Below are 23,943 nucleotides of genomic sequence, written 5' to 3' on the forward strand. Positions count from 1 at the left end.
ATTTAAGGTAACAACAACTATGTTAGACCAAGCGATCCAACAACAACTCAAACAATATCTGGCTAATGTAAAAGAAGACGTTCGTCTAGTGGTTAGTCTAGATGAAAGCAAAGCATCGAATGACATTCTGTCTCTGGCGAACCAAATCGCAGAGATGAGCGACTTTATCACCGTTGAACGTGACGACAACGCAAGCGCACGTAAACCAATGATGACGGTGACGAACCCAGTAAAAGGCACAGCACTTCGTTTTGCTGGCCTACCAATGGGTCACGAATTTACCTCTCTGGTATTGGCATTACTGCACTCTGGTGGTCATCCAATCAAACTAGAGCCGGAAGTGATTGAACAAATCGCAGCGCTAGATAAAGAGTTGGAAGTTGAAGTGTTCATTTCACTGTCGTGCCAAAACTGTCCAGACGTTGTTCAAGCGTTCAACATGATGGCGGCAATCAACCCGAAAGTGAAAGCAACCATGATCGACGGTGCACTCTTCCAAGATGAAGTGAAACAACGCGACATCATGGCCGTACCAAGTGTATTCGTGAACGGCGAGCTATTTGGTCAAGGTCGTATGTCTCTAACTGAAATCCTGAACAAAGTGGATGACGGCGCGAGCGAGAAAGCAGCCAAAGCACTGAGCGAAAAAGACCCATACGACGTGCTAGTTGTCGGCGGTGGCCCTGGTGGTAGTGCAGCAGCACTATACGCAGCGCGTAAAGGTATTCGCACTGGCGTTGTCGCTAAACGCTTCGGTGGTCAGGTGATGGACACCATGGCAATCGAGAACTTTATCTCGGTAAAACGTACTGAAGGTCCAAAACTGGCAACTGACCTAGCCGAACACCTAAAAGAATACGACGTAGACGTCGTGACTGAGCAACAAGCAGAGAAGCTAATGGGTGCAGCACACACAGAAGATGGCTTGATTCATATCCAACTTGAAAGCGGCGCAACGCTGAAAAGTAAGAGTGTCATCCTAAGCCCTGGTGCACGCTGGCGTGAAATGAACGTTCCGGGCGAGCAAGAGTACCGCAACAAAGGTGTCGCGTACTGCCCTCACTGTGACGGTCCACTGTTCAAAGGTAAGAAAACTGCGGTTATCGGTGGTGGTAACTCAGGCATCGAAGCAGCTATCGACCTTGCTGGTATCGTAGAACACGTAACGGTTCTTGAATTCGCAGACGTACTTCGCGCAGACCAAGTGCTTATCGACAAAGCGAACTCACTACCAAACGTAGACATCATCACGATGGCGCAAACTACTGAAGTTGTGGGTGACGGTACTCGCGTAACAAGCTTGAAGTACAAAGACCGTAACACAGATGAAATCAAAGAGATTGAACTGTCAGGTATCTTTGTCCAAATCGGTCTAGTACCAAACACAGAATGGCTAAAAGATTCAGAAGTAGAGCTTTCTGAGCGCGGCGAAATTGAAGTTGGTAGCCGTGGTGAAACCAGCCTAGAAGGTGTCTTCGCAGCCGGTGACGCAACGACGGTTCCTTACAAACAGATCATCATTGCGATGGGTGAAGGTGCAAAAGCAAGCTTAGGCGCGTTTGACTACCTAATCCGTAAGCAAGGTTAATCTCCAATTTCTTGAGCACAAAGCGCGCGGTGCTGTGTTTTCTTTCCCGGAAAACCAATCGGGGCACCGTGACAGCGATGAGTAACAAGAAATAAAAGCAAAAAACCTAGAAGCCCAAAGACTTTGCCAGCAGGTACCAACTGCTGGCTTTTTTGGTTTTGGGGAGGGGTGTAAGCACATCCTCCAGCACTCCGAGTTCAAACTGGAGGGAATGGCTCTACAATCACGGATAATTCAGTTCACTCCACCAGCATCACAACGCGTTGCGAATAGATTATGAATACTCGCTTAGGCTCCTTCAGAATGACACTGTTCGTTTAGCGCTCTCTTCACATCATTCCCGCGAACCTAGGTGAGACTGGGAATCTACCCACCGCAAGCTTGAACGAAAGAAATTCACACACATACACGTGAAGCATCAACGGTTAGAGGATTCATGAACATGATCCTCCTCTTAACCTCAAACCACCAACCCCACCTAACCTTCGCTTGTATCAAACTCTAAAGATCTCAACACTCCGAGCTCAAGGTGGCAAGTTCTACAATCGTGGATAATTCAATTCACACCACCAGCATCACAAAGCGCTGAGAATAGATTCTGAATACTCGCTTAGGCTCCTTCAGAATGACACCGTTCGTTTAGCGCTCTCTTCACGTCATTCCCGCGAACCTAGGTGAGACAGGGAATCTATCCATCGCAAGCTTGAACGAAAGAAATTCACACACATACACGTGACGCATCAACGGTTAGAGGGTTCTGAACATAATCCTCCTCTCAACCTCAAACCACCAACCCCACCTAACCTTCGCTTGTATCAAACTCTAAAGATCTCAGCACTCCGAGCTCAAGGTGGCAAGTTCTACAATCGCGGATAATTCAATTCACACCACCAGCATCGAAACGCGCTGCAAATAGATTCTGAATACTCGCTTAGGCTCCTTCAGAATGACTGTTCGTTTAGCGCTCTCTTCACGTCATTCCCGCGAACCTAGGTGAGACTGGGAATCTACTCACCACAAACTCGCTCGAAAATGATTAGCACGAACAAAAGATGAAAGAGGGTTGCAAGCACCTAACCCAACTCGCAGATTCAAAGTACCACCCCACCAAATCTCTCCATGTATCAAGATCCAAAGATATCAACCCTAAAAAATTTTAAAAAAGCCCTTTACCTCGACTTAACTTGAGGTTTTAGCATATTCATCGTTGGCTAGGAAATGAAAAAAGGAGCACATCATGATCCAACTAGAACATATTAATTTAGTCGTGAAAAACATCCCTGAAATGCTGAAGTTTTATCAAACTGCATTTCCACATTGGTACGTGCGTGATGAGGGGAAAGGCGAATGGAGTGGTAAGCCAAGAAACTGGCTACATTTTGGCGACGAGTATCAATACATTGCTATGAGTGACCACGGTGAAGGTGAGAACCGCGAGTTGGGCGGCCACCAAGTAGGGCTAGCGCATTTTGCTTATGTGACCAACAACGTCGATGCAATCATCAAAAGACTAACCGATGCAGGTTATCCGATTGCCCAACCTGGCGCTGATGAACCATACCGCAAGAATGTGTATTTTGTTGACCCTGCAGGTTTTGAGATCGAATTCGTTGAATACCTGACGGATGACCCAAAACTTCGTAACCTGACAAGCTAAAAGAGACGTAAATAATAAAACGCCAGCAGATGGTGACTACTGGCGTTTTGGTTTATCTATCAGGTTTCTTTATCGCATTAGCGCTGTTTGGCAAAAACCTGAGTCCAGTAATACCCGTAGCTTGCCGAGTGATTTTCGACAAGCGACGCGCCCATCTGATCAAAATCCGCACTCATGATATTGAGGCAGTGACCTTCGCTCGATAACCAAGCATTAACGACGGCGTTAATGGAACTTTGCCCTACGGCGACATTCTCACCAATAGCGCTCCAAGCATAGCCCGTTGCGTTGACTCGATCTGACATATTGCTGCCGTCAGAGCCTGTGTGACTCATGAAATCGCTGTTCGCCATGTCGCTTGAATGTCGATAAGCGGCGCTTTCCAAAGCGTAGCTCCAAGTCAGGGCCCCAACAGGTGGCATGGTGGTTGCGCCACACTGTTGTGTAGTAGAGCGAGCGCTGTTGACCGCTTCGAGCATCTGCTCGGCAAATGTGCCTTGTGACGATGTGGAACCTGTGTTTTGAGAGCCGTTTTCTACAGGTGCTGACGACTCCCCATCGCCGCCACATGCGCTGAGAAGTAGGGCCAAAGCAGGCACTAAGATCTTAGTTGGCATTGTCTTTCCTTTATGAGTGACGAAGAGCAAACTGCGCTTGTCGATAATAACGCCCAATAACCTAACAAAAACCCATAAAAGCACCATATGGCTTGGAGTGTTTTAACCAAAGACTCACATGAAGTTTTCAATCTCCTTGGTTCGGTTGGTAAATCGGCAACGTTTCAGCCCACGTATGGAATGGCGTTTCATCCATCTCCTGTATTGCTTGAGTGATAAAATCGATGAACACCCTCACTCGAGCAGGCACATATTCCCGGTTGGCATAGAGAAGATACACGCCATTTCCTGCTTGGCGCATACTCGGAAATATCGGCACTAAACGCCCCGCTTTGAGCCAATCTCTCGCGATAAAGTGAGGAATCTGAGTTAACCCTAAGCCTTCTGCGCAAAGCTCTGCCATGGATTCGCCGTCGTTTACAATAAAATTTCTCTCGGGGTTATACTCACTTGCACCGTCAGGTTCTGGCATCCGAATCGGCAACAGTTTCCCCGTTTGTTTAAAACGAAAACGAACCCAAGAATGGTCATTGAATACATCCGGGCCACTCGGAACACCATGCCGCGCTAAGTAATCCTGACTGCCACAAATAATAAAATCGATAGGACTCAGCTGGCGCACAATCAACTGGCTGTCCTGAACGACACCAGATCTAATCGACACATCAATCCCTTGCTCAATAATATCAACGTAGGCATCATCGTAATGAATATCGATAGTGATGCTGGGGTAGCGGCGACAAAACTCTTTTAATAAAGGGCGAATGTAAAGGCGACCGTAGGAGACTGGCACGTTAATCTTAAGCAGCCCTGAAAGCGCATCATTGTGGCTTTTCAATGAATCCTCACACGCCGTCAGTTCGTCCAGTACAAACCTAGCGGTATTTGCGTATCGACGACCGGCTTCTGTCAGACGGATCTGTCGCGTAGAACGTTGGAAAAGCTGTATTCCCAAGTCGCTTTCAAGACGATGGATAGCCTTACTCACCGTAGAAGGGTCTGTGCCATACGCTTTGGCGGCCGCAGCAAAACTGCCACCTTCTAAAGTGGCAATAAAAAATCGTAGGGACCGTATCTTATCCATAAAACTCGTGCATTCCATTCGTGAACTTTATTCACTTTAGTAAAGACAAAGTGGCTCTTCAATCACCAATCAGCCCAAATATAATGAATCTCAATAACTTGATGCTCTGTTAGCGAGGAAAAAACAATGGGTAAAAATGGATTAAAGAATGCACTACAACTATTGATAGCGACCTTAGTCCTATTCTTTGGGATACTTCAAACGGCACATGCGGCGGATAAACGCATTGGCATTCTGGTTTACGACGGCGTACTGACCTCTGATGTTACTGCGCCTTTAGAGGTCTTTGGCGTCGCAAGTCGTCTGACTTGGTTTAGCGATTATGAAGTAGTCACTATTTCCGTCTCTGATCAGAAAACCATCACCACTGAAGAGGGATTAAAAATTGGTGTGGATGCTTGGATTGGCGATCAACCGGAACTCGACGTGCTGGTTTTAACATCCAGCTACGACATGGATGCGCTAATCGAAAACAAGGATCTCATTCACTTTATTCAAACCACATCAAAGGCGGCAGATTGGATGGCAAGTAATTGCTCTGGTGCGTATCTATTGGCCGAGGCTGGCCTTTTAAACGGTAAGAAAGCGACGACATGGGCAGGAGGTGAAACCGGATTACAAAAAGACTATCCAGCAGTTGATGTACAGGTCGACCAGAATTTTGTTGTTGATGAGGGCGTCATCACCTCAAACGGCAGCCTAGTCAGCTATCAGGCCGCCCTTAAATTGCTGCATCTCATGACTTCAGAATCTAAAGCTCAAGAAGTCGCAGACGCCCTTCAATACTCACGTTTTTCTACCCAGCCATTTTAAGCGGGCAAGGACGAAACCGCAGGTAACCTTTGAAGCTTCAGAGGTTACCTGCTGCTCAGCTCTACACTTCTGATCTTAATGCTATGGAAAAACACAAACGATACGAAGCACTGACGAAGGAGCGATACCAAGATATCTATCGTCTCGCATATTGGCTATGCAAAGATCATCACCTTGCTGAAGATTTGGCGCAAGACACCTTCCTGAAAGCGTGGCGATTCTTTGATAACTTAAATGATCCCAATGCCGCGAAGCCTTGGCTCATCACCATTTTGCGTCGTGAGAATGCTCGGCGCTTTGATAAAAAGCAGTACGATTTTGTCGATATTGATGAGTGTGTAATACAGGCAAAAACCTACCCTGGCAGTGACCACGACATGGCACAAGATTGGCTTCAAAAACAAATGATGATTCTCGGACCCAAATACCGAGAGCCATTGGTCTTAAAACTCGTAGTCGGGTTTAATCATAATGAAATTGCTCAAGTATTAGAGCTTAATCACAACACCGTGGCGACTCGATTATTCAGAGCACGCAATCAGATCATTGCGCAGAGGGAGCGCGATTAAGACACAAAAAAAGTAGTCAATCATGTCAACTAACTGGCTATGCTCCGGTCTATTTCATAAGTCGTTACACAACTCGGCGCTTTAACGCTTTACATCAAGCGCGACTAGATGAACACTTCTCGTCAAAGTACAATAACAGCCGACATAGAGTAGAGCCAGTAAAACATTATGAGTAACACAACGGCGAAAAAGCCGAATCCCCTATTCGAGATTCTTTTTAACGTATTCATCCCTTCCTTTATCTTGATGAAGTTTAGCGGCGATGAACACCTAGGAACAGCAATGGCGCTGGTTGTCGCTTTGCTATTTCCTATCATTTACGGCGGTATGGACCTTGTCCGGAACAAGAAATTTAACTTTATTTCTGCACTTGGCTTTATCAGTGTTTTATTAACTGGCGGCATTGGCTTGTTAGAGCTCGATACACGTTGGTTAGCCTTGAAAGAAGCCCTGATCCCTGGCCTGATCGGTTTAGCGGTTTTGGGCTCAACGTTTACCCGCTACCCACTGATGCAGAAGTTAGTATTGAATGACACGGTATTGAATTTATCGCTGATTAACGAACGCTTGAAAGAGAACGGTCAATCAGAGGCATTTGAACGTTGTCTAATGTCATCAAACTATCTGTTTGCGAGTACTTTTGCGTTCTCATCCGCGATGAACTACTTCCTTGCGACTTGGATCGTGACCAGTCCTTCGGGCACGGCTGCCTTTAATGAAGAGTTGGGTAAGATGACGCTTTACAGCTACCCGATGATTGCAATTCCAAGCATGTTAATGATGTTCGGTATTTTTTATTACATTTGGCGTCAAGTACGTACGATGACATCGCTCGAAACAGAACAAATTTTCCATTTAAAATAGTCCCATCATTACAAATAACCCATCAAAAAAGGGAGGATTTTATCCTCCCTTTTCTCAACAGACTCACTGTAATTCATAACGTCAAAATGATTTTTCCTGACACTGCCGATGAGCGTTGCTCAACCATTTCAATCGCAGTTTGAAAATCCTCTAGTGGCAGCTCAGACGCTACATTTAACTTTATATCGTTGGCAATAAAGTGGTCTAACATTTCAGCGAATACCGCTTTTCTCCCGCCTTTACCTACCGACTCTTCCCAATATCGCAAAAAGAAGGTGCTAAAGTCGATGTTGTTGGTCTTCATCGATTCAAAAAACGCCGGCGTATAAGGCGCCAACGACAACGTTCCGTAGTTGATGTATTGACCGTTTTCTTTCAAGGTACGAATGAGATACGTGCCAGCCTCACCGCCTATCGCATCCAAAGCGGCCGTTGGTTGTGGCAGTTTGCGCGTTTGCAGTTGCGCATGTAAGTCTTGCTTCGCGTCCAGCACTGGAATCGTATCGTACGGATACTCGTCTGGCTTTGAAGTGACAGCAATCAGTGTAAAACCCAGTGAATGGGCGAGCTGGGCAAATATCTTACCGATCGCTGACCCTGCCGCATTGATGATTACCACATCCTCTTTGTTCAACTTAGCCACTTTAGTGGTGATAACCCACGCGGTTAGCGCGTTGATGTACAACTGGCAGGCATAGCCGTTATCCAAACGTTCAGGTAGCGGAAAAAGATTCTCGGGCGAAGCATCGATGTAGTATTGCCAAGTACCACTCATCGCCACCAACACTTTTTGCCCAACCTGAAAGCCAGTGTGACCGACAGCACTGACTTCCACCACACGCCCAACCGCTTCAAATCCCGGCACGCGAGGTGGTACGTGAACGCGGCGGTATTGCCCAACACCATAAATGGAAAGCAAGTCACTTGGGTTAATGTTTGTAGCTTCGAGCCTCACCCGAATCTTGCCCTGAACAAGCGGTTTGAGGGGCTCTTTTTCCAACGACAGCGACGTTTTGGGCTGACCAAAACAGAATTGATTCACTCGAGTATTTATCGTTGGTGCCATTGTTATTCATACCATGTAATTGAAATTCAAAAAGGAAGTTTCGCGACTTCTACTCAAAAGCATTAAGTGAAGTCGAAGCTCTGTATTTCTACCTGCGCGATGCGCCGTTCACTCTAAACTGTTGTGGCGTCATATCAAAATAGGCTTTAAATGCTTTGATGTAGGATGAGTCGTTTTGATAACCCACTAGGTCTGCAATGGCTTGGATTGGCAACGATTCATCTAACAAAGAAAGCGAGTAAATCAGCCGAATTTGTTGCCGCCAAAGCAGAAATGAAGTGTTGAATTCCTTGGCGAACAACCGTGATAAAGTGCGCTCAGACGCCCCAATTTTCTCCCCCCACTCTTTTAGCGAACAGCTCAACGCGGGCTCGTCAGTCAGTTGCTCGAAAATCAGTTTGAGTCGTCTGTCTTGTGGCAGTAATAACTGAAATGTCTGCACGTTGCTTTTCAAAATTTGATCATGCAACACCGCCAGCAAATGCAGCACTTCTTCATGGCTTGCCTCATTTTCACACTGTCTGCGGATCTCTTGTAAAAGCTCATTTAAAAACGGCGTTAAAGCAATGGTTCTCACTTGTGGCTCGTACATTGCGCCAAACGCAGGGTTAAGGTAAATGCCAACAAAGATCGTGTTACTCAGAGCAATCGACTCGTGTTGAACACCCGCAGGAACAAATAACGCAGAAGTGTGCGGAACCAAATGCTGATAATGCTCCGTTTGCGTTTGCAATAACCCTTTGATAGGAAAGATGATTTGATGCCAAGTGTGTTGATGCAGCGCATCAATGTAACCTTTTGGCATGTCGATGGTTTTCACCAAAACAGGAGAATGGGGATTCGCGGCCATCATTTCATTGGAGGTCATGACGCCTGACTTCGAATCAATTTGGCGAGTTAGCATTGTTGATTGTCTTTTCATCCCTATTCCGACACAAGTTCACTAGGCTATCATGCTCCGCATCGCGAATGAAGGTAAACACTTTATCTCTCATTCATAATAAGGAGGTTACATGAAGAAAATCGGCGTCGTAAAAGCTGTACTAGCAGGGAAAACTGTCCCTTATGCTCATGGAGCGCAAAGCGCAATCAACAAACAAGTGTTGCCCGAACGCCAGCACGCAACAGAGCTTGGTTTTACCAGTGATGAGCAAGGCGATCCGCGCTTTCATGGTGGGATTCAAAAAGCGCTTCATATTTACCCAAGCGAGCACTACCCAATCTGGCAACAACAATTAGGTGAAAGACCAATTTTCCAATCCGCCGGCGGCTTTGGCGAAAACATCAGCTCCGAAGGCGTCACCGAATCCACGATTTGCTTGAAAGATAAAATTCGCATCGGCTCAACACTACTGGAAGTATCGCAAGGTCGCATGCCTTGTTGGAAACTTAACGTACGCTTTGACCAACACGACATGGCGAGAAGACTGCAAGATACGCTTCGAACAGGCTGGTATTTCCGAGTATTGGAAGAAGGCGATATCGGTGCAGGTGACGAGATTATTCTGTGTGAAAGACCTTATCCAGAATGGCCATTGGCTCGCATCATGGGCGCGGTTTTCACTGGCTGTTTAGATAGAGAAGAACTCACTAAGCTGTCTGAACTGCCGTTAGTCGAGTCTTGGGGCAAGTTGGTCGAGCGCCGCCTAGAAACTGGCGAAGTCGAGGATTGGGAAATGCGCTTGGTTGGCCCAACAAGACAATAAAAAACGCAGAGTAAAAGCTCTGCGCTCACTATAAAAACGTGGCCTTGGTTATTACTGTCCTGCTGCATACTGACCATCGGTGACTTGCTCTTTCCAGATAACGTTTTCACCGTCTTTTGACGCCGTAACCACTAGGTGAGTCATTGGCGCATTTGGTGTAGCACCGTGCCAATGGTCGATACCAGGCGGACACCAAACACTATCACCAGCAGCAAATCGAATTACATGCCCATCACGCGTTCCTGTAAGTGCGGTACCGGAAGTGACGATCATGTGTTGTCCTGCAGGGTGAGTATGCCAAGCGGTTCGAGCTCCTGCATCAAAAGTGACATAGGCGGCGCTGTAGTTTGCAACTTCGTTTTCAGGAAACAACATCTCGACGTTAACTTTCCCGGTAAATAGGTTTTCAGGTCCTTGAAACGATTTCTGATCAGCAGAGCGATAAACTTGCTGCGAAGATGAGTTACCATCGGCTGCTTGAGCGATTGGAAGCATAAATCCCGTCGACAACAGCACAGACCAAATAAACAATGATGATTTATTTTTCATAAAACGAATTCCTTTCTAATTGATATGATTGGCCAAATAATATTTATTTTTCCAAAACTGTTTTTAGGACCGATTGAGCATTGTTAGACACACTTTCACCACAGCACTCACTTAATACAACAATAAATTCCTCTAACTCTTGAATAGAAACATTGTTATTCATACTGATATTATAGTGAGCTGCTAATTGGCTATTAACACCGTTCATATTTGCTAATGCTGCAATCGTAGCAATTTCACGCTCTTTCCAAGTGAGCACATCGCGTTCAAAAATATCACCAAACAAATGTGCTTTTAGGTATTCATCAATTTGCGGAGAAAAATCGAATAGCGCGCCTTTTACTTCTGCACCAACAAGTTGTGTTTGGTTTTCAGCGCCAAATTCTAAGCTGGTTTTATCGTTAGGTAACGCGCTTGATTCTCGCCCTAAGATATCGGTAATACCTCGGCTTTTACGTTCCTCCAACACCGTCATAAATGTTGCTAGTCCATTCAAACTGCGCGGAAATCCAGCATACGCGTACAACTGAGCCAGCACTTCTTTTGTCTCGTTGACCGTTAGGCCTGCGTCTAACCCATCATTAAGGCTTTGTGTTAGTTTTTCTATTTCACCACTCGCAGTAAAAGCAGAAATAGGAATAATAGCTCGCTCTTTATCACTGAATATTTCTGATGCTGAAGCGATATTCGTTGTGCATAGCGTTGTCATAGTGAGCACCAATATTAATATTGATTTAACAGATTTGTTTAATGATTTCATATCAAAATTCCATTATGTAACGGTGTTCTAATCCATAGAAGTTCTAGAAATATATTTGTTAGCGTTCTGATTTCCACATTAATAATTCACATTGTTAACTGGGTCATTAATTTACTTTTTCGATCGTGACACGGTTTGTTTCTTTCGAAATAAAGCAATGAATCCCATCATCGATTTGACCTAATTTAATTACCCCAGACGCGTAACCAAAGTCTTTATAAAAGATAACTAAATTTCCCCAAGGGGCGTAATAAGAGATGTCACCCGCTTTTGATTGAGTTCCAGAAGGTGCGCCTTCGCGAGTTAACTTATTCGGTAAGTAAGAAATTTTCTCTGTATTTGCGTAGTCTTGTAGATCTAATGTAAGAGGCAATTGACGAACAAAATCGTCTGTACTCGCACTGCTCTTCAATGTGCCTGAAACACTGCAATCATCGAAAATAAAACGAATTTTCACCATATTTTCCTCCAATCCAGCGCTATTAACTTCTGCGTTTACAATGCAGGGGAACATCCAGACACCACTCACCAAAACGCATCTCACCCACTGATTGAAACGGTATGCTTGTCTCATCGATATTCCCTTTTCTCACTGAAAACTTAGCTCGGGCTACTTTAGTTGCATGTACTCTTGATCAGAGACTGGTTCGCACCATTCATTACTTGCGCCTTCAGCCGGTATTTCTATTGCTACATGTGAGAACCAACTGTCTTTAGCTGCGCCATGCCAATGCTTAGTACCTGGCGCAATATGCACGACATCGCCAACATTCAACTCTTGTGCTGGTTGGCCAAATTCTTGATACCAACCTCGCCCTCCTGTCGCTAACAGAATCTGCCCACCTTCATGATGAATATGCCAAAAATTGCGACACCCTGGTTCAAACGTTACGTTCGCCACGATAAGACCAGGCTGATTGAGCAACGCCAGATAACTCGTACCGGTAAAGTAATCCGCATACGCTTCATTCTTTTCACCAAACTCGAAAATGCCTCGACCTTGAAATACACCGGCTTGCAGTACGTCAGGGATTTGAGTATTGCTTTTGTTATTCATCATGACTCCAAATAGTGTTCTTGAGTGCTTACAACTCACCAAACCATAGGTTCACTGTATTGCGCTTTGATAGATGACCGTTAGCCTATTCATTGCTAATACTTGCCCAATATTCCAAACCAATACAAAAGACAACCATACTTGAGACCGGTTAGAAAAAACGGAATAAAAACTCATCTATACATAAGCATTTGACTATTAAATAATAAAATTCATAACAGACAATTAACCCGCTCAAAAACCAACCAGAAAGATCACTCTCTGATCGCTTAACCTCGAAATAGACACTTGCCCAATATTCTTTACTTAAAGAAATGAACTGTTATAACTATGCTTAATGAAGTCGCTTAATTGACTCCGAAGAGGCGTTAACTACAAAGGCAGAAATCGCATGCCGTTAACACCGAACCTAAGGCCAACCAGAGGAGAGCACTGACTTATGCAAGAGGTACCGTCAAACACTTCGTCAACCCTGGCCAGTGCAATAGAAAAGCTTGCCAAGCACATTGAGAAATGGGCAAATGGCGCGAACCAATATGACACAGAAATTCCAGGATTAAGGTTCAGTCGTTGGGCAACCCCAACACCACCGACAAGCTACACCCACAACCCAAGTATTTGCTTAATTGCTCAAGGGAGAAAGCGCGTGTTGTTGGGTGAAGATAGCTTTGTTTACGATGCGAACCACTTTTTAATCTCCTCTGTCGACTTGCCGATTATCGCCAATATCATTGAAGCCAGTGAAGATAAACCTTATTTAGGGGTGATTATGGAGCTGGATCTGACTGAAATATCTCAACTTATTGTCGATAGTGAGCTGACGTTTAATCAAAGCAAAGAAGCACAAAAAGGCATAGCGGTTGGAGAGTTGTCGGAGCCATTACTTGACGCCTTTCTGCGTTTAATAGAGCTGCTGGATGAAGGACAAAGCATCAAAATTTTAGCGCCGATCATTAAACGAGAGATTTTTTATCGACTGTTAATCACCGAACAGGGCGCTCGTCTTAATCAAATCGTAACTGCAGGAAGTCACAGCCATCAAATCGCGAAGGCCATTGATTGGTTGAAGAATAATTTCGTAAAGCCGTTAAGTGTCAGTGAGTTAGCCGCCTACAGTGGCATGAGTAAATCGGCGTTTTATACCCACTTTCGTTCTATGACATCTATGACGCCACTGCAATTTCAAAAGAAATTAAGACTCAGCGAAGCTCGGCGTTTAATGCTGACAGAAAACCTCGATGCCATGGCGACTACGTTTAAAGTGGGTTACGAAAGCCCTTCTCAATTTAGCCGTGAATACAGCCGTTTATTTGGTGCGCCACCATCCAAAGACATCAAGTCTTTGCGCGAGAGTATGGGTTAAGCTCGGAATATCCTAGGAAGAAGCTAGAAAGTGAAACCGTCAGCCTCGTACTGCCTCGAGGCTAACGGTTTTATTATTTGGGATAGAATGAACGTCACCTGCATTTGCAAGCAAAACTGCGCAATATTGTTTATAACACCGCTTGTCGACTAGGCAAAAATACCTCACCCAACATACAGCGAACCGAGCCACCACCAATAGATTCTATGGTAGAAACATCGAATGGCAGCAATTTACCGTGCGTCGCAAGTTGATTTCTTTGTGCAGGAGAGAAAGCATCGTATGCCGATTGCGACATCGCAATGACTTTGTCTCCATTGATGGTTTCCAACTGAAGAATGTTGCCGCAGAACTGGTTCATTTGCTCAATCGAAATAGAGATCACTTGCTTATCTTTGGCGAGTGATTTCAGAACAAAACGACGCTCAAATTCTGGGATCACTTCGTCACAAATCACGCAGAACTGCTCACCCACAGCCATCATCACGTTGGTATGGTAAATAGGCGCACCAGACGGCAAACGGGTTTGGAAAGAGATCACTCGTTCATAGCCAATGCGATCGGCGTAATCTTCTAAAACCAGACGATCACAACGTTGTGAGAGTGCGGCATAGACCGTTTTATTTAAGTGGTCAAAGACCATCACACCCGTGCTTTCTAAATACGCTTGCTCATCAAGATATTCAGTTAGGCTGCTACGTCGATGAACTTCTCGCCCAGCTTGCGCTAGTGCCGCCACAAGCGCATCGGGACGCACTTCTTTTTGACGGTTTTCACAGGCCATTGGAAAGGTGTACAACGTGCCATCTGGCGTAGTGCTAAACCAGTTGTTTGGAAATACCGCGTCTGGCGTCGAAACATCTGAAGCTGGATAATCAAACTCAACAACTTGAACGCCCTCTTGACGCAGCGTTGCAACCATACTCGCGAACTCGGCCATCACTCTACGCGAGACTTCTTCTTGGCTGAGTGACACTTTATGTTGGAACTCATTATCTTGTGCGGTTTCTTCATTAAAACGAAACTCTTTCGGTGGCACCATCACTACGCAGTTTGCGGTTTGGCGCTGAGCACTTTGCGTGCTTTCTTCTTTCCCATTAGCAAATTGGGTCACTGATTCGTGTAATAGCATCCAATACATTCCTTATCACTAGAATGAGGAGATTGTAAATTTATTGTTAACTTCAGTTTTGCTGTTTTCACAATTAATTTAATTATCTAGAAGTAATTTTCACTGAACTTAGCTTATTTCTCCCGAAATTTTATTGTCACTATGCAGGTTTAAGGTTTTATGGCATCGCGATGAACATGCGAAGAATTCATCATAAGAATCAGAACCATAGACAACCACACCCATAACCAACTAGTTACATTTAAAACACAATCGGTTAGACTATTTTTTCGCCCCTCTCGTCAATCCGTCTGCTTTCTCGAGAGCAGCCAAAAACTCTTATACACGCGGCTTCGTCCAAAGCTGCGTGAATCGATGGATTTAGCCACCCCAAATGGCACTGTTTTAACTTTAGGATGAGTTATGTTTAAACGATTTGAAGGCTTTACAGAGCCGTTCCCCAAATCCACACCAGATCAGCCTCCTTCAGGGATGCTCGCTTTTTTACGTTATTACACCCGCGGCTACGAAAAGCCTTTGATCATCATGTCTTTGATGGCCACGATTGTTGCTGTCGTTGAAGTTATGTTGTTTGGCGCGATGGGACAATTGGTTGATTGGTTGTCTACCAGCAATCCAGAAACGTTCTTGCAAGACAATAAAGCAGATTTAATTTTCTACGGAACCTTATTGTTGGTTGTCATGCCCATTTTGGTGATCGTGTATTCGTTGCTCGTTCACCAAACATTATTGGGCAACTATCCAATGTCTATCCGCTGGCTTGCACACCGGTATTTGCTCAATCAAAGCTTAAACTTCTATCAAGATGATTTTGCAGGCCGAGTTGCAACTAAAGTCATGCAAACGTCACTAGCTGTGCGCGAAACCGTCATGAAAGCTATGGATGTGTTTGTTTATGTTACGGTTTACTTCACAAGCATGATAATTATGTTAGCGACGGCAGACTGGCGTTTGATGATCCCAATGATCGTCTGGCTGCTCGCTTACATCGCTATCCAAATCTATTTTGTCCCTAAGCTCAAAGATGTCGCTTCAGCGCAAGCCGATGCACGTTCGACAATGACCGGACGCATCGTCGACAGCTATACCAATATTCAGACGGTCAAACTGTTTTCTCATAGCCAGCGCGAAACCCAATATGCTGAGCAAGGGATGAAGGGATTTTTGAATACGGTCTATCGTCAAATGCGCCTAGTGACCGGCTTTGACGTTGCTGTAGAGATCTCAAACTATATTTTGGTGTTTTCCGTTGCTGCTTTATCGATTTACCTGTGGTTGGATAGTGCCATCAGCGTTGGCGCGATTGCGATTGCTGTTAGCCTTGCATTACGCGTAAATGGTATGTCGATGTGGATCATGTGGGAAGTTGGCGCCCTCTTTGAAAATATGGGAACCGTAGTCGATGGAATGAAAACGCTCTCTAAGCCAATTGATATTAAAGATAAACCAGACGCAAAAGACTTAGTTGTCACTGAAGGTGGCATTCACTTTGATAACGTCAGCTTCCATTACGGTGAGAACAAAGGCGTGATTAGCCACCTCGATCTCAACATCAAACCAGGAGAGAAAGTCGGCTTGGTTGGGCGCTCCGGCGCCGGAAAATCAACTCTGGTGAACTTGTTACTTCGTTTCCACGATGTCGAAGACGGCAGCATTAAGATCGATGGACAGAACATCTCTGAAGTCACACAAGACTCTTTGCGTTCAAAGATCGGTATGGTGACCCAAGATACTTCTCTGCTGCACCGCTCGATTCGCGACAATATTTTGTATGGCAACCCAGATGCGACAGAAGAAGATTTGCTGAAAGCCACTAAGCAAGCGCATGCCCATGAGTTTATTGAAACTCTGACCGACCCATTTGGTAATGTCGGATACGATGCGCAAGTTGGTGAACGTGGTGTGAAACTGTCTGGCGGCCAACGTCAGCGTATCGCAATATCTCGTGTGCTACTCAAAGATGCACCATTGTTGGTACTGGATGAAGCAACATCGGCTCTGGATTCAGAAGTCGAAGCAGCCATCCAGGAAAGCTTGAATGAGTTAATGCAAGGAAAAACCGTTATTGCGATTGCGCACCGATTGTCGACCATCGCACAAATGGATCGCCTCATCGTGCTAGATAAAGGCAGTATTGTTGAGCAAGGTTCTCACCAAGAGCTCATCGCGAACAACGGTATTTATGCCCAGCTTTGGGCGCATCAAACTGGCGGATTTATCGCTGAAGAGTTAGAAAATCAACACGTTTCTTAATTAGCAAGAAACCCAATAAAAACGGCGCATGAAGCGCCGTTTTTCATTTTTATTGATAACCCTATACTCATATAGCCATTATAGTTTCTCATATATGAAACACCCTCCATGATAAAGCTCACATTTTTTCTGCTAATATACCGCCTCGTTGCGTATCCATTGCAATGAACACAATACAGAGTTTTGAGCCGTCTTCATTTGTCATTTCACTTTTTGAGAAACAGCTATACTCAATAGATGGCTTAGTTATTAGATTAACAATAAGGTAATTAGCTTATGTGTAAATGTGGTTCAATGCAGATCGTACAACTCAAACCAAGTTGGGCTGACAAGCTATTCGGCTACTCAGAAAGATGGAAATGCCAACTTTGTTGTAAGATCTACCGCATCTAAAATTAAAAATAGAATCTTAGTTTTTCTAAGAAAAAGCAGTGGCCCGACAGTAATTGTCGGGTTTTGTTTTTCTGCACATCCATTTTTATCCCTTCGCAACACGGTCACTCATCACGGCAAAACCTAGCATCTCAATGTGACTTAGGTATAGAATCAGGCCCACTTATTTATTCCGATATTCACATATAACTGGTCACTATGAACAAAAGTTTGCTAACGAATGTCCTCGCTATCGCTTTGATGGCTGGAGGTCATCAATTACAAAACGACTACCTTTGGTATGCAGGGCTGTTTGCGTTCTCAGGCGCCATCACTAACTGGCTTGCCATCCACATGCTGTTTGAGAAAGTGCCTGGATTATACGGTTCTGGCGTGATCCCCGCGCGATTTGAAGAGTTTAAACTGGCTATCAAAAACTTGATGATGGAGCAGTTCTTTACCGAAGCGAACATCGATCGATTCTTGAACAAAGAAATGGCGGGCGGTGTAAACATCGATCTTCAACCTGTGATTGAGAAAGTGGATTTAAACCCAGCGTTTGACTCTTTGGTAGAAGTGATCGAAGGCTCTCAATTTGGCGGCATGCTAGCAATGTTTGGCGGCGCGGAGGCATTACAACCTATGCGGCAGCCTTTCGTCGAAAAGATGCAAGAATCCATTATTGAGTTGAGCAAGAGCGATAACATCAAAGAAGCACTGAAAGAGCAGTTCGAATCTCCTGCTATGATGGATGAGATAAAGCAGAACATTGAAGGCATCATTGATCAGCGCTTGAGCGAGTTAACACCCGTACTGGTCAAAGAAATGGTGCAAAAAATGATTAAAGAACACCTTGGCTGGCTAGTCGTTTGGGGCGGTGTTTTTGGCGGTTTAATTGGTGTTATCAGCACCTTTATCGGCGCATAGTCGCTCACCGATTTATCAAAAAGGAGCTTCGGCTCCTTTTTTGATCTTGAAAAAGTAATACGCCAAGTCACGTTAAATAATATGCTCAACGCATAAGCGCTGCAGTCATAGACATCAGCCTCGCCTAACCAAGGAGCTCCGGGTTCACGCCAAATCCTGTTTTATGTTCTTCAATTACCACTTCACTACGAGTCTGGATCACGCCCGGAAGCGTGCCTAACTTACTCGACATAAACTCCTGATACGCTTTCATACTCTTAACACGAACCTTTATCATGGTATCGAAGTCCCCAGAGAGCGAATAACACTCTTCAATTTCCGGCATCAATTCGACGGCTTTCGCAAACTTTTCAAAAATGGAAAAACTGGTTTGGTCTAAGCGAATATGGATGAATACTTGCACATCCAACCCTAATTTTTCCGCATTCAGCTCAGCATGGTAGCCATTGATATACCCCTCTTTTTCTAGCCGCTTCACGCGGTCAGAACACGGCGAGGTCGTTAAGTTGATCTGCTTTGCGAGTTCAACAACTGGAATTCTGCCTCTTGAATGAAGCACTCTCAAAATGTGTAAATCAATCCGGTCCAATTGGTAACTCATTAACCACATCCTTGTAACCACTCAGGAAGCATCACATTAATCGTTGCTTAAACAATTGCAAACCATCAAATGCACAGCATGTGAAATTCAGCAGAGAATAATTCGAAAATAACTAAGGAAGGAAAGGGCTGCGATTACTGCCGCTCTCTCCATAACCGAGTATGAAGAACAAAAGTAATCTAGCGGCTCCCGTAGAGTCGCAAATTTGAAAGCGTGTGATACGCCTTTATAGATCTGGCGTGCGGGGCAAGCAAGCCGCCCTGTTTAGCTATTAATCATAGCTATCGCTCTGAATTAGAGAGCTGCCGACGTATGCCTGGTAGGATGAGGAATCACTTCTCCAATTGCACGATGATTACAGCATCGGCAGTAGTATTGTGGTTCCATCTCGTAGTAGTGTTCACCTGATACAAATTTCGCCATCAGCTGTGTAAAACTCACCACTTTACCTGTCAACGAATCAACGGGCTGTGGCTCGCAACGCTTCATGATCACTTTATGTTGCGTTGATTTTCTACAAGCTGCGCAATATATATCCGGCATTTCTCTTCTCCCTGTTTTTCAGTACTACTGACAATTGACATATTTTGTTCAAAATAATTCCACAATAAAAAAGCCCCTTTAATTTTTTGTGTCCTATCTTCAAAAAATTGGACGAAAGTATCAAAAAATTGAGACATTGGTCAGACCTCAACTTTTGTACCATTATTATGAACGAACGCGCTTATGTGTGTAATAATACGACACATCACACATAAGCAATTGTTGCTACTCGCTATTTCAATCTGCAATGATCAATTTTATGGCGTTTTAAATATGGCTTTCACTCACATTTTCGATTCAGGCATTACTTGGTTGTTTAAACACGCCTGATTTACAGTGTGAATCTGCAATTTCCACAATACTGACTCATCTCAAGGACGCACGATGACGCTTCAACCAACGCTCACTACAGAAAGGCTTATTCTTCGCCCATTTCATCCGACAGACAGCGCAACAGTCGCACGACTCGCAGGAGACAAGAGCATTGCTGATATGACCGCAAACATTCCTCATCCCTATGAAGAGCCGATGGCACAAATTTGGATTAAGAGCCATGTTGGCGTATATCACCAACGTAGTGGGGTCATATATGCCATTACTCTACGTCAAAACGATGCGTTAATTGGTGCTGTTAGCTTGCTAAACATTTCTAAGGGAGTCGGCACATTAGGGTATTGGCTTGGCGTCGATTACTGGGGTAATGGGTTTGCTAAAGAAGCGTCAATGGCTTTAATTCAATTTGCCAGACCACATTTTGAGTTATCGGGCCTAAAAGCGATGCACTTGGTCGAAAACAGACAATCCCAATCAGTCATTCAAAAGTTGGGCATGACGTATATCGACAATCACATCATCAAAATGCAGGGAAAAGAACGAGAAGTCTGCGTATACCAGCAAATATTTTCGCCTCAAGTAACCGTAGCAACCTCTCAAAATTAAGGCACTAAAAAACCAGCCTCTCAGCTGGTTTTATCTTTCACCTTGAAAGGCAAAAATACTAGTCTTGTGCGACTTTCACACGAATCTTGCTCTTGTGTACTGAAGACAGGTTTAGTGCCTCCAACGCCGCAACGGCTTCGGCTTCATCCGGCATGATCACAAAACCAAACCCTTTTGATAAACCCGTTTCTTGATCAAGCACGACGGTGCAAAGCTCAACTTTGCCGTAGTTTGAGAACAGAGTACGGATGTCTTGCTCTGTCGTCTCACGAGCTAAGTTTCTTACTAGAAGTTTCATATTAAACCATTTTATGTTTATAACGCCTCAATTCTCTCAGCTTCTCCCTTACAAACCAAGTGAATAATGTTCTTGCAAAGGCTAGATGTCTCTAAGTGTTTCTGTTTAAATGATTTTTAGTGATAACGCTCTGAATCCTGCATTACGAGACGATTGGAGTATAAAAGCCTAGGAGATTCGACATGGAAACCAAACGTTTAAAGCTCATCCCAGCTTGCTTGGAACGTGCAGAAGAAGCACATCAGGCCGTTGTTCGTAGCCAAAAAACGCTTGAAGTTTACCTGCCATGGGTACCTCACGTGCTCACTTTAGAAGCGATGATTGCAGGGACAGAGAAAGCCATCGCAAACTTTGAAAACTTCGAAGAAGAGTTGCGCTACTACCTAATCGACAAGGAAAGCGATCGTTTACTCGGCGCCATTGGGTTAATGATCCATGATCAAGAGATACCGGCATTTGAGATTGGCTATTGGCTTGATGATCGCGCGGTAGGCTACGGTTATATCTCTGAGGCGGTAGCGGCGATTGAAAACTATGCATTCGAAGCGTTGGACGCGAAAAGAATCGCGATTTTAGCCGATGCGAATAACCGCAAAAGTCGTGCGGTTGCTGAGCGCTGTGGGTATGAGTTTGAAGGTGAGCTACGCAATGCTCGGCGTGCGCCTTCTGGCGAGCTGAGTAACACCGTCATTTACGCCAAAGTTCGTCGTGACTGACACACTCACAAAGAATAAAGCGACGTGACAGTCTGGCCTCAAGCAATCACCATTAACGTTTATTAAGTTCAGATAAAACAAAGCCCGCTGTATAAGCGGGCTTTGTGTTCGTAAAAGGAAGTAATTAGTCTAGTTCAACTAGTTTCTTCTCGTACGATTGATGTTGGTCTAATACGTCTTGCGCTGCACCGCCTGTCGCTTTGCTGATAACAACGATAGCAAGCGTAGAGAAGATGATGCCCGGTACGATTTCGTACACATCAAACCAACCGCCAGTTAGCTGCTTCCAAACAACGATAGTGATACCACCAACAAGGATACCAGCTAGTGCGCCGTTACGGTTCATACCGCTCCAGTAAAGGCTAAGTACAACCGCAGGACCAAATGCAGCACCGAAGCCAGCCCAAGCGTAAGAAACAAGACCAAGTACTGAACTATCTGGTGTCATTGCTAGGAATAGCGCAACAAGAGAAATCACGATAACGCCGATACGGCCAATCATTACGATTTCTTCAGAAGAGGCTTCTGGCTTGAATACTTGCTTATAGAAATCTTCTGCAAGCGCTGAAGATGAAACAAGGAGCTGTGAGTCTGCTGTACTCATTACCGCCGCTAGGATTGCTGCTAACAACATACCTGCAACGACAGGGTGGAATACTGCGTTAACCAATAGCATGAAGATCTTCTCGCCATCTTCTAGTTGAGTGCCGGGATGACCCGTAACCCAAACCAGACCGACAAGACCAACAAGCATTGCACCAACCATAGATAGTGCAGTCCAAATCACAGCGATACGACGTGCAGTCGTTAGATCTTTGTTTGAACGAGACGCTTTAAAACGCGCTAGGATGTGTGGCTGACCAAAGTAACCAAGACCCCATGCCGCTAAAGAGATGATAGCAATCGCAGACAGTGGTTCACCTTTGGCGTCATTCCATAGCGTAGCAAGTTCTGGGTTGATGTCATGCAGATCAGAAGTTAGCTGACCTAGACCACCGTCCATAACAGCAACAGGAACAATCATTAGCGCAGCGGCCATTAGCAGACCTTGCACTAAGTCAGTCCAAGATACCGCAAGGAAACCACCGAATAGTGTGTAAGAAACCACACACACCGTACCGATGATAACAGCGTAGGTGTAATCTAGACCGAATACCGTCTCAAACAGTTTGCCCCCTGCGACCAAACCTGAGCTGGTGTAGAAAAGGAAAAATAGAAGAATGAAAAACGCAGAGATTGTCTGGATCAGTTTCGACTTATCGTTGAAGCGACGTGACAGGAACTCTGGCAACGTTAACGCGTCAGTTTGGATACTGTAGGTACGTAGGCGTTTTGCACTGATGAGCCAGTTTGCCCATGTACCAAGAAGTAGACCGCCGGCTAACCAGAAGGCCTCGATACCCGCAGCGTACGCATAGCCAGGCAAGCCTAGCAGCAACCAACCACTCATATCTGAAGCACCTGCAGATAATGCAGCAGGCCACGGACCTAGGCTACGGCCACCTAGGAAGTAATCAGATGAATTGGAAGTCCTCTTATACGCGTAAACGCCAATAGCAACCATAATCAGTAAATACGCCACAAAAGTGGACGTGATAGCAAAGCTATTTTCTATCATTAGATAGTCCTCGTTATAATTATTTCCTTCCTTGCCTGCCCTGATATTTTACCGTCTCAGCAATACATCAGAGTATAAAAAACCAATCTGGACCGGCTCTCAGTCCAGTTACTCCAGATTGGCATTACAAGTCAGGTTAGTGAGTTTCGTTCCCCAACTCGAGTAGAGTCGCGTTACCACCCACCGCGGTAATATTTATCGTTCGAGTGCGCTCGGTAATGAAGCGCAACGAGAGATGAGGATCATGAGCCAATTTCGGTGACTCTAAATCCGTTTCAGAAACTAAGCCGACGATTGCACCGTCACGCTTAGCTAGTTGAAGATTGAGCGCATGCTCAACCTGTGAACGCCCAACATAACCCACACTACGTACATCGCTCTCAAGCAACGGGGCAGACGCATCGTACGCAACAACCTGGACTAAGTTAGATGGGAAGTTTGCCAACGCTACAGCTTGCTTAACCAGTTGGTTTAGCTCTGCATTGTCACTGCAAACGACCACACTGTTGCCTGCAATTAAGGCACAGGTGATCATTGCAAAAGCACTGTATAACGCATTATCAGCAGGCTCGATGTTGTTTTCACAAATCACCAAAGCCACACCGCGTCCTGCGGCATACAGTTCGTTAGTTTCTCCGGTAGGGCCAACTAACTGGTGAGTTTCTGCAAGAAGAGTTGATGCTTGTTGCAAGTGGTAAGAAACCACTTTGGCAACGGTAGACTGCTGCCCTTCTAATGCAGATTTAAATGCCAGAACATGCTCGCATTTGTAATCAAAATCAGTCAGATTCCACTGCTCCCACGCAGAGAATGCATCTTTAAAATAGGTGATCTGATGAACCATAATGCGA

25 protein-coding genes are annotated in these 23,943 nt (G+C 44.9%); 11 read left to right on the forward strand and 14 right to left on the reverse strand.

Going from position 1 to position 23,943, the window contains the following annotated elements:
• The first annotated feature begins 19 nt into the window (after positions 1 to 19).
• Together ahpF and MSG33_RS07265 are read left to right on the forward strand one after the other, a co-directional pair.
• Positions 20 to 1,588 (forward strand): alkyl hydroperoxide reductase subunit F, encoded by a 1,569-nt coding sequence (gene ahpF / locus MSG33_RS07260; protein ID WP_248380414.1) that lies wholly within the window; start codon positions 20 to 22, stop codon positions 1,586 to 1,588.
• A 1,237-nt stretch (positions 1,589 to 2,825) separates the two neighbouring features.
• Positions 2,826 to 3,245: a VOC family protein gene (locus MSG33_RS07265; RefSeq protein WP_025793617.1), complete on the forward strand. Its 420-nt coding sequence runs from the start codon at positions 2,826 to 2,828 to the stop codon at positions 3,243 to 3,245.
• Positions 3,246 to 3,322: 77 nt separating this feature from the next.
• Here the strand turns inward: MSG33_RS07265 and MSG33_RS07270 are convergent, their stop codons facing one another.
• Both MSG33_RS07270 and MSG33_RS07275 read right to left on the reverse strand, forming a co-directional pair.
• Complete coding sequence (locus MSG33_RS07270) at positions 3,323 to 3,862, reverse strand: CAP domain-containing protein (protein WP_164665967.1); 540 nt, start codon at positions 3,860 to 3,862, stop codon at positions 3,323 to 3,325.
• 127 nt (positions 3,863 to 3,989) lie between these two features.
• Positions 3,990 to 4,946, reverse strand: coding sequence for a LysR family transcriptional regulator (locus tag MSG33_RS07275; RefSeq protein ID WP_248380415.1), 957 nt, complete (start codon positions 4,944 to 4,946; stop codon positions 3,990 to 3,992).
• 126 nt (positions 4,947 to 5,072) lie between these two features.
• Between MSG33_RS07275 and MSG33_RS07280 the strand changes: the two genes are divergently transcribed.
• From MSG33_RS07280 to MSG33_RS07290, 3 genes are all read left to right on the forward strand, one after another.
• Entirely contained in the window at positions 5,073 to 5,759 is a 687-nt protein-coding gene (locus MSG33_RS07280; protein ID WP_248380416.1) for a DJ-1/PfpI family protein, read from the forward strand.
• An 83-nt stretch (positions 5,760 to 5,842) separates the two neighbouring features.
• Positions 5,843 to 6,328, forward strand: coding sequence for a sigma-70 family RNA polymerase sigma factor (locus MSG33_RS07285; protein WP_203343124.1), 486 nt, complete (start codon positions 5,843 to 5,845; stop codon positions 6,326 to 6,328).
• A gap of 168 nt (positions 6,329 to 6,496) precedes the next feature.
• Entirely contained in the window at positions 6,497 to 7,192 is a 696-nt protein-coding gene (locus MSG33_RS07290; RefSeq protein WP_046875662.1) for a VC0807 family protein, read from the forward strand.
• Positions 7,193 to 7,265: 73 nt separating this feature from the next.
• On the opposite strand, the gene MSG33_RS07295 is transcribed toward MSG33_RS07290, so the two are convergent.
• On the reverse strand, positions 7,266 to 8,258 hold the full coding sequence (locus tag MSG33_RS07295; RefSeq protein WP_248380417.1) for a zinc-dependent alcohol dehydrogenase family protein: 993 nt from the start codon (positions 8,256 to 8,258) through the stop codon (positions 7,266 to 7,268).
• 88 nt (positions 8,259 to 8,346) lie between these two features.
• On the reverse strand, positions 8,347 to 9,162 hold the full coding sequence (locus MSG33_RS07300) for a helix-turn-helix transcriptional regulator (RefSeq protein WP_048625576.1): 816 nt from the start codon (positions 9,160 to 9,162) through the stop codon (positions 8,347 to 8,349).
• A 109-nt stretch (positions 9,163 to 9,271) separates the two neighbouring features.
• Between MSG33_RS07300 and MSG33_RS07305 the strand changes: the two genes are divergently transcribed.
• Positions 9,272 to 9,964, forward strand: coding sequence for an MOSC domain-containing protein (locus MSG33_RS07305; RefSeq protein WP_226421239.1), 693 nt, complete (start codon positions 9,272 to 9,274; stop codon positions 9,962 to 9,964).
• Between the two features lie 51 nt (positions 9,965 to 10,015).
• Here the strand turns inward: MSG33_RS07305 and MSG33_RS07310 are convergent, their stop codons facing one another.
• The 4 genes from MSG33_RS07310 to MSG33_RS07325 all read right to left on the reverse strand — a co-directional run bounded on the left by MSG33_RS07310 (position 10,016) and on the right by MSG33_RS07325 (position 12,333).
• Positions 10,016 to 10,513 (reverse strand): cupin domain-containing protein, encoded by a 498-nt coding sequence (locus MSG33_RS07310; protein ID WP_005398244.1) that lies wholly within the window; start codon positions 10,511 to 10,513, stop codon positions 10,016 to 10,018.
• 43 nt (positions 10,514 to 10,556) lie between these two features.
• The gene (locus MSG33_RS07315; protein ID WP_248380418.1) at positions 10,557 to 11,222 is read right to left on the reverse strand and encodes a carboxymuconolactone decarboxylase family protein; all 666 of its coding nucleotides are present in this window, start codon (positions 11,220 to 11,222) and stop codon (positions 10,557 to 10,559) included.
• A gap of 157 nt (positions 11,223 to 11,379) precedes the next feature.
• A complete protein-coding gene (locus tag MSG33_RS07320) occupies positions 11,380 to 11,733 on the reverse strand; it encodes a cyclophilin-like fold protein (protein WP_248380419.1) in 354 nt (117 codons plus the stop codon).
• 150 nt (positions 11,734 to 11,883) lie between these two features.
• The gene (locus MSG33_RS07325) at positions 11,884 to 12,333 is read right to left on the reverse strand and encodes a cupin domain-containing protein (RefSeq protein ID WP_086015559.1); all 450 of its coding nucleotides are present in this window, start codon (positions 12,331 to 12,333) and stop codon (positions 11,884 to 11,886) included.
• Between the two features lie 436 nt (positions 12,334 to 12,769).
• Here MSG33_RS07325 and MSG33_RS07330 point away from each other — a divergent pair, with 436 nt between their 5' ends.
• Positions 12,770 to 13,693 (forward strand): AraC family transcriptional regulator, encoded by a 924-nt coding sequence (locus MSG33_RS07330; RefSeq protein WP_005392187.1) that lies wholly within the window; start codon positions 12,770 to 12,772, stop codon positions 13,691 to 13,693.
• A gap of 130 nt (positions 13,694 to 13,823) precedes the next feature.
• Here MSG33_RS07330 and MSG33_RS07335 read toward each other — a convergent pair whose 3' ends face one another.
• Positions 13,824 to 14,825: an arginine deiminase-related protein gene (locus MSG33_RS07335; protein ID WP_065645214.1), complete on the reverse strand. Its 1,002-nt coding sequence runs from the start codon at positions 14,823 to 14,825 to the stop codon at positions 13,824 to 13,826.
• A gap of 402 nt (positions 14,826 to 15,227) precedes the next feature.
• On the opposite strand from MSG33_RS07335, the gene MSG33_RS07340 reads away from it, so the two are divergent.
• Positions 15,228 to 17,078, forward strand: a complete 1,851-nt coding sequence (locus tag MSG33_RS07340) for an ABC transporter ATP-binding protein (RefSeq protein ID WP_104972120.1) — start codon at positions 15,228 to 15,230, stop codon at positions 17,076 to 17,078.
• Positions 17,079 to 17,669: 591 nt separating this feature from the next.
• The gene (locus MSG33_RS07345; RefSeq protein WP_248380420.1) at positions 17,670 to 18,377 is read left to right on the forward strand and encodes a DUF445 domain-containing protein; all 708 of its coding nucleotides are present in this window, start codon (positions 17,670 to 17,672) and stop codon (positions 18,375 to 18,377) included.
• 124 nt (positions 18,378 to 18,501) lie between these two features.
• Here MSG33_RS07345 and MSG33_RS07350 read toward each other — a convergent pair whose 3' ends face one another.
• On the reverse strand, positions 18,502 to 18,978 hold the full coding sequence (locus tag MSG33_RS07350; RefSeq protein ID WP_006740877.1) for an Lrp/AsnC ligand binding domain-containing protein: 477 nt from the start codon (positions 18,976 to 18,978) through the stop codon (positions 18,502 to 18,504).
• Between the two features lie 294 nt (positions 18,979 to 19,272).
• Complete coding sequence (locus MSG33_RS07355; RefSeq protein ID WP_012842405.1) at positions 19,273 to 19,521, reverse strand: hypothetical protein; 249 nt, start codon at positions 19,519 to 19,521, stop codon at positions 19,273 to 19,275.
• Positions 19,522 to 19,905: 384 nt separating this feature from the next.
• On the opposite strand from MSG33_RS07355, the gene MSG33_RS07360 reads away from it, so the two are divergent.
• Positions 19,906 to 20,460, forward strand: a complete 555-nt coding sequence (locus tag MSG33_RS07360; RefSeq protein WP_005392168.1) for a GNAT family N-acetyltransferase — start codon at positions 19,906 to 19,908, stop codon at positions 20,458 to 20,460.
• 58 nt (positions 20,461 to 20,518) lie between these two features.
• Here the strand turns inward: MSG33_RS07360 and MSG33_RS07365 are convergent, their stop codons facing one another.
• On the reverse strand, positions 20,519 to 20,758 hold the full coding sequence (locus MSG33_RS07365) for an RNA-binding protein (RefSeq protein WP_005392166.1): 240 nt from the start codon (positions 20,756 to 20,758) through the stop codon (positions 20,519 to 20,521).
• 182 nt (positions 20,759 to 20,940) lie between these two features.
• On the opposite strand from MSG33_RS07365, the gene MSG33_RS07370 reads away from it, so the two are divergent.
• A complete protein-coding gene (locus MSG33_RS07370; protein WP_006740879.1) occupies positions 20,941 to 21,474 on the forward strand; it encodes a GNAT family N-acetyltransferase in 534 nt (177 codons plus the stop codon).
• Between the two features lie 124 nt (positions 21,475 to 21,598).
• On the opposite strand, the gene putP is transcribed toward MSG33_RS07370, so the two are convergent.
• Together putP and MSG33_RS07380 are read right to left on the reverse strand one after the other, a co-directional pair.
• Entirely contained in the window at positions 21,599 to 23,092 is a 1,494-nt protein-coding gene (gene putP, locus MSG33_RS07375) for a sodium/proline symporter PutP (protein WP_005392162.1), read from the reverse strand.
• A 136-nt stretch (positions 23,093 to 23,228) separates the two neighbouring features.
• Positions 23,229 to 23,936: a 1-pyrroline-5-carboxylate dehydrogenase gene (locus tag MSG33_RS07380; protein ID WP_006740880.1), complete on the reverse strand. Its 708-nt coding sequence runs from the start codon at positions 23,934 to 23,936 to the stop codon at positions 23,229 to 23,231.
• Between the last annotated feature and the right edge of the window lie 7 nt (positions 23,937 to 23,943).

This window comes from Vibrio sp. 1CM7H, assembly GCF_023161645.1.
In the GTDB taxonomy this organism is placed as follows: Bacteria; Pseudomonadota; Gammaproteobacteria; order Enterobacterales; family Vibrionaceae; genus Vibrio; species Vibrio diabolicus.

Excerpts from the sequence above, each read along its gene's own strand:
- ahpF (WP_248380414.1), top strand. The coding sequence starts at position 20 with ATGTTAGACCAAGCGATCCAACAACAACTCAAACAATATCTGGCTAAT.
- MSG33_RS07265 (WP_025793617.1), top strand. The coding sequence starts at position 2,826 with ATGATCCAACTAGAACATATTAATTTAGTCGTGAAAAACATCCCTGAA.
- MSG33_RS07270 (WP_164665967.1), bottom strand. The coding sequence starts at position 3,862 with ATGCCAACTAAGATCTTAGTGCCTGCTTTGGCCCTACTTCTCAGCGCA.
- MSG33_RS07275 (WP_248380415.1), bottom strand. The coding sequence starts at position 4,946 with ATGGATAAGATACGGTCCCTACGATTTTTTATTGCCACTTTAGAAGGT.
- MSG33_RS07280 (WP_248380416.1), top strand. The coding sequence starts at position 5,073 with ATGGGTAAAAATGGATTAAAGAATGCACTACAACTATTGATAGCGACC.
- MSG33_RS07285 (WP_203343124.1), top strand. The coding sequence starts at position 5,843 with ATGGAAAAACACAAACGATACGAAGCACTGACGAAGGAGCGATACCAA.
- MSG33_RS07290 (WP_046875662.1), top strand. The coding sequence starts at position 6,497 with ATGAGTAACACAACGGCGAAAAAGCCGAATCCCCTATTCGAGATTCTT.
- MSG33_RS07295 (WP_248380417.1), bottom strand. The coding sequence starts at position 8,258 with ATGGCACCAACGATAAATACTCGAGTGAATCAATTCTGTTTTGGTCAG.
- MSG33_RS07300 (WP_048625576.1), bottom strand. The coding sequence starts at position 9,162 with ATGCTAACTCGCCAAATTGATTCGAAGTCAGGCGTCATGACCTCCAAT.
- MSG33_RS07305 (WP_226421239.1), top strand. The coding sequence starts at position 9,272 with ATGAAGAAAATCGGCGTCGTAAAAGCTGTACTAGCAGGGAAAACTGTC.
- MSG33_RS07310 (WP_005398244.1), bottom strand. The coding sequence starts at position 10,513 with ATGAAAAATAAATCATCATTGTTTATTTGGTCTGTGCTGTTGTCGACG.
- MSG33_RS07315 (WP_248380418.1), bottom strand. The coding sequence starts at position 11,222 with ATGACAACGCTATGCACAACGAATATCGCTTCAGCATCAGAAATATTC.
- MSG33_RS07320 (WP_248380419.1), bottom strand. The coding sequence starts at position 11,733 with ATGGTGAAAATTCGTTTTATTTTCGATGATTGCAGTGTTTCAGGCACA.
- MSG33_RS07325 (WP_086015559.1), bottom strand. The coding sequence starts at position 12,333 with ATGATGAATAACAAAAGCAATACTCAAATCCCTGACGTACTGCAAGCC.
- MSG33_RS07330 (WP_005392187.1), top strand. The coding sequence starts at position 12,770 with ATGCAAGAGGTACCGTCAAACACTTCGTCAACCCTGGCCAGTGCAATA.
- MSG33_RS07335 (WP_065645214.1), bottom strand. The coding sequence starts at position 14,825 with ATGCTATTACACGAATCAGTGACCCAATTTGCTAATGGGAAAGAAGAA.
- MSG33_RS07340 (WP_104972120.1), top strand. The coding sequence starts at position 15,228 with ATGTTTAAACGATTTGAAGGCTTTACAGAGCCGTTCCCCAAATCCACA.
- MSG33_RS07345 (WP_248380420.1), top strand. The coding sequence starts at position 17,670 with ATGAACAAAAGTTTGCTAACGAATGTCCTCGCTATCGCTTTGATGGCT.
- MSG33_RS07350 (WP_006740877.1), bottom strand. The coding sequence starts at position 18,978 with ATGAGTTACCAATTGGACCGGATTGATTTACACATTTTGAGAGTGCTT.
- MSG33_RS07355 (WP_012842405.1), bottom strand. The coding sequence starts at position 19,521 with ATGCCGGATATATATTGCGCAGCTTGTAGAAAATCAACGCAACATAAA.
- MSG33_RS07360 (WP_005392168.1), top strand. The coding sequence starts at position 19,906 with ATGACGCTTCAACCAACGCTCACTACAGAAAGGCTTATTCTTCGCCCA.
- MSG33_RS07365 (WP_005392166.1), bottom strand. The coding sequence starts at position 20,758 with ATGAAACTTCTAGTAAGAAACTTAGCTCGTGAGACGACAGAGCAAGAC.
- MSG33_RS07370 (WP_006740879.1), top strand. The coding sequence starts at position 20,941 with ATGGAAACCAAACGTTTAAAGCTCATCCCAGCTTGCTTGGAACGTGCA.
- putP (WP_005392162.1), bottom strand. The coding sequence starts at position 23,092 with ATGATAGAAAATAGCTTTGCTATCACGTCCACTTTTGTGGCGTATTTA.
- MSG33_RS07380 (WP_006740880.1), bottom strand. The coding sequence starts at position 23,936 with ATGGTTCATCAGATCACCTATTTTAAAGATGCATTCTCTGCGTGGGAG.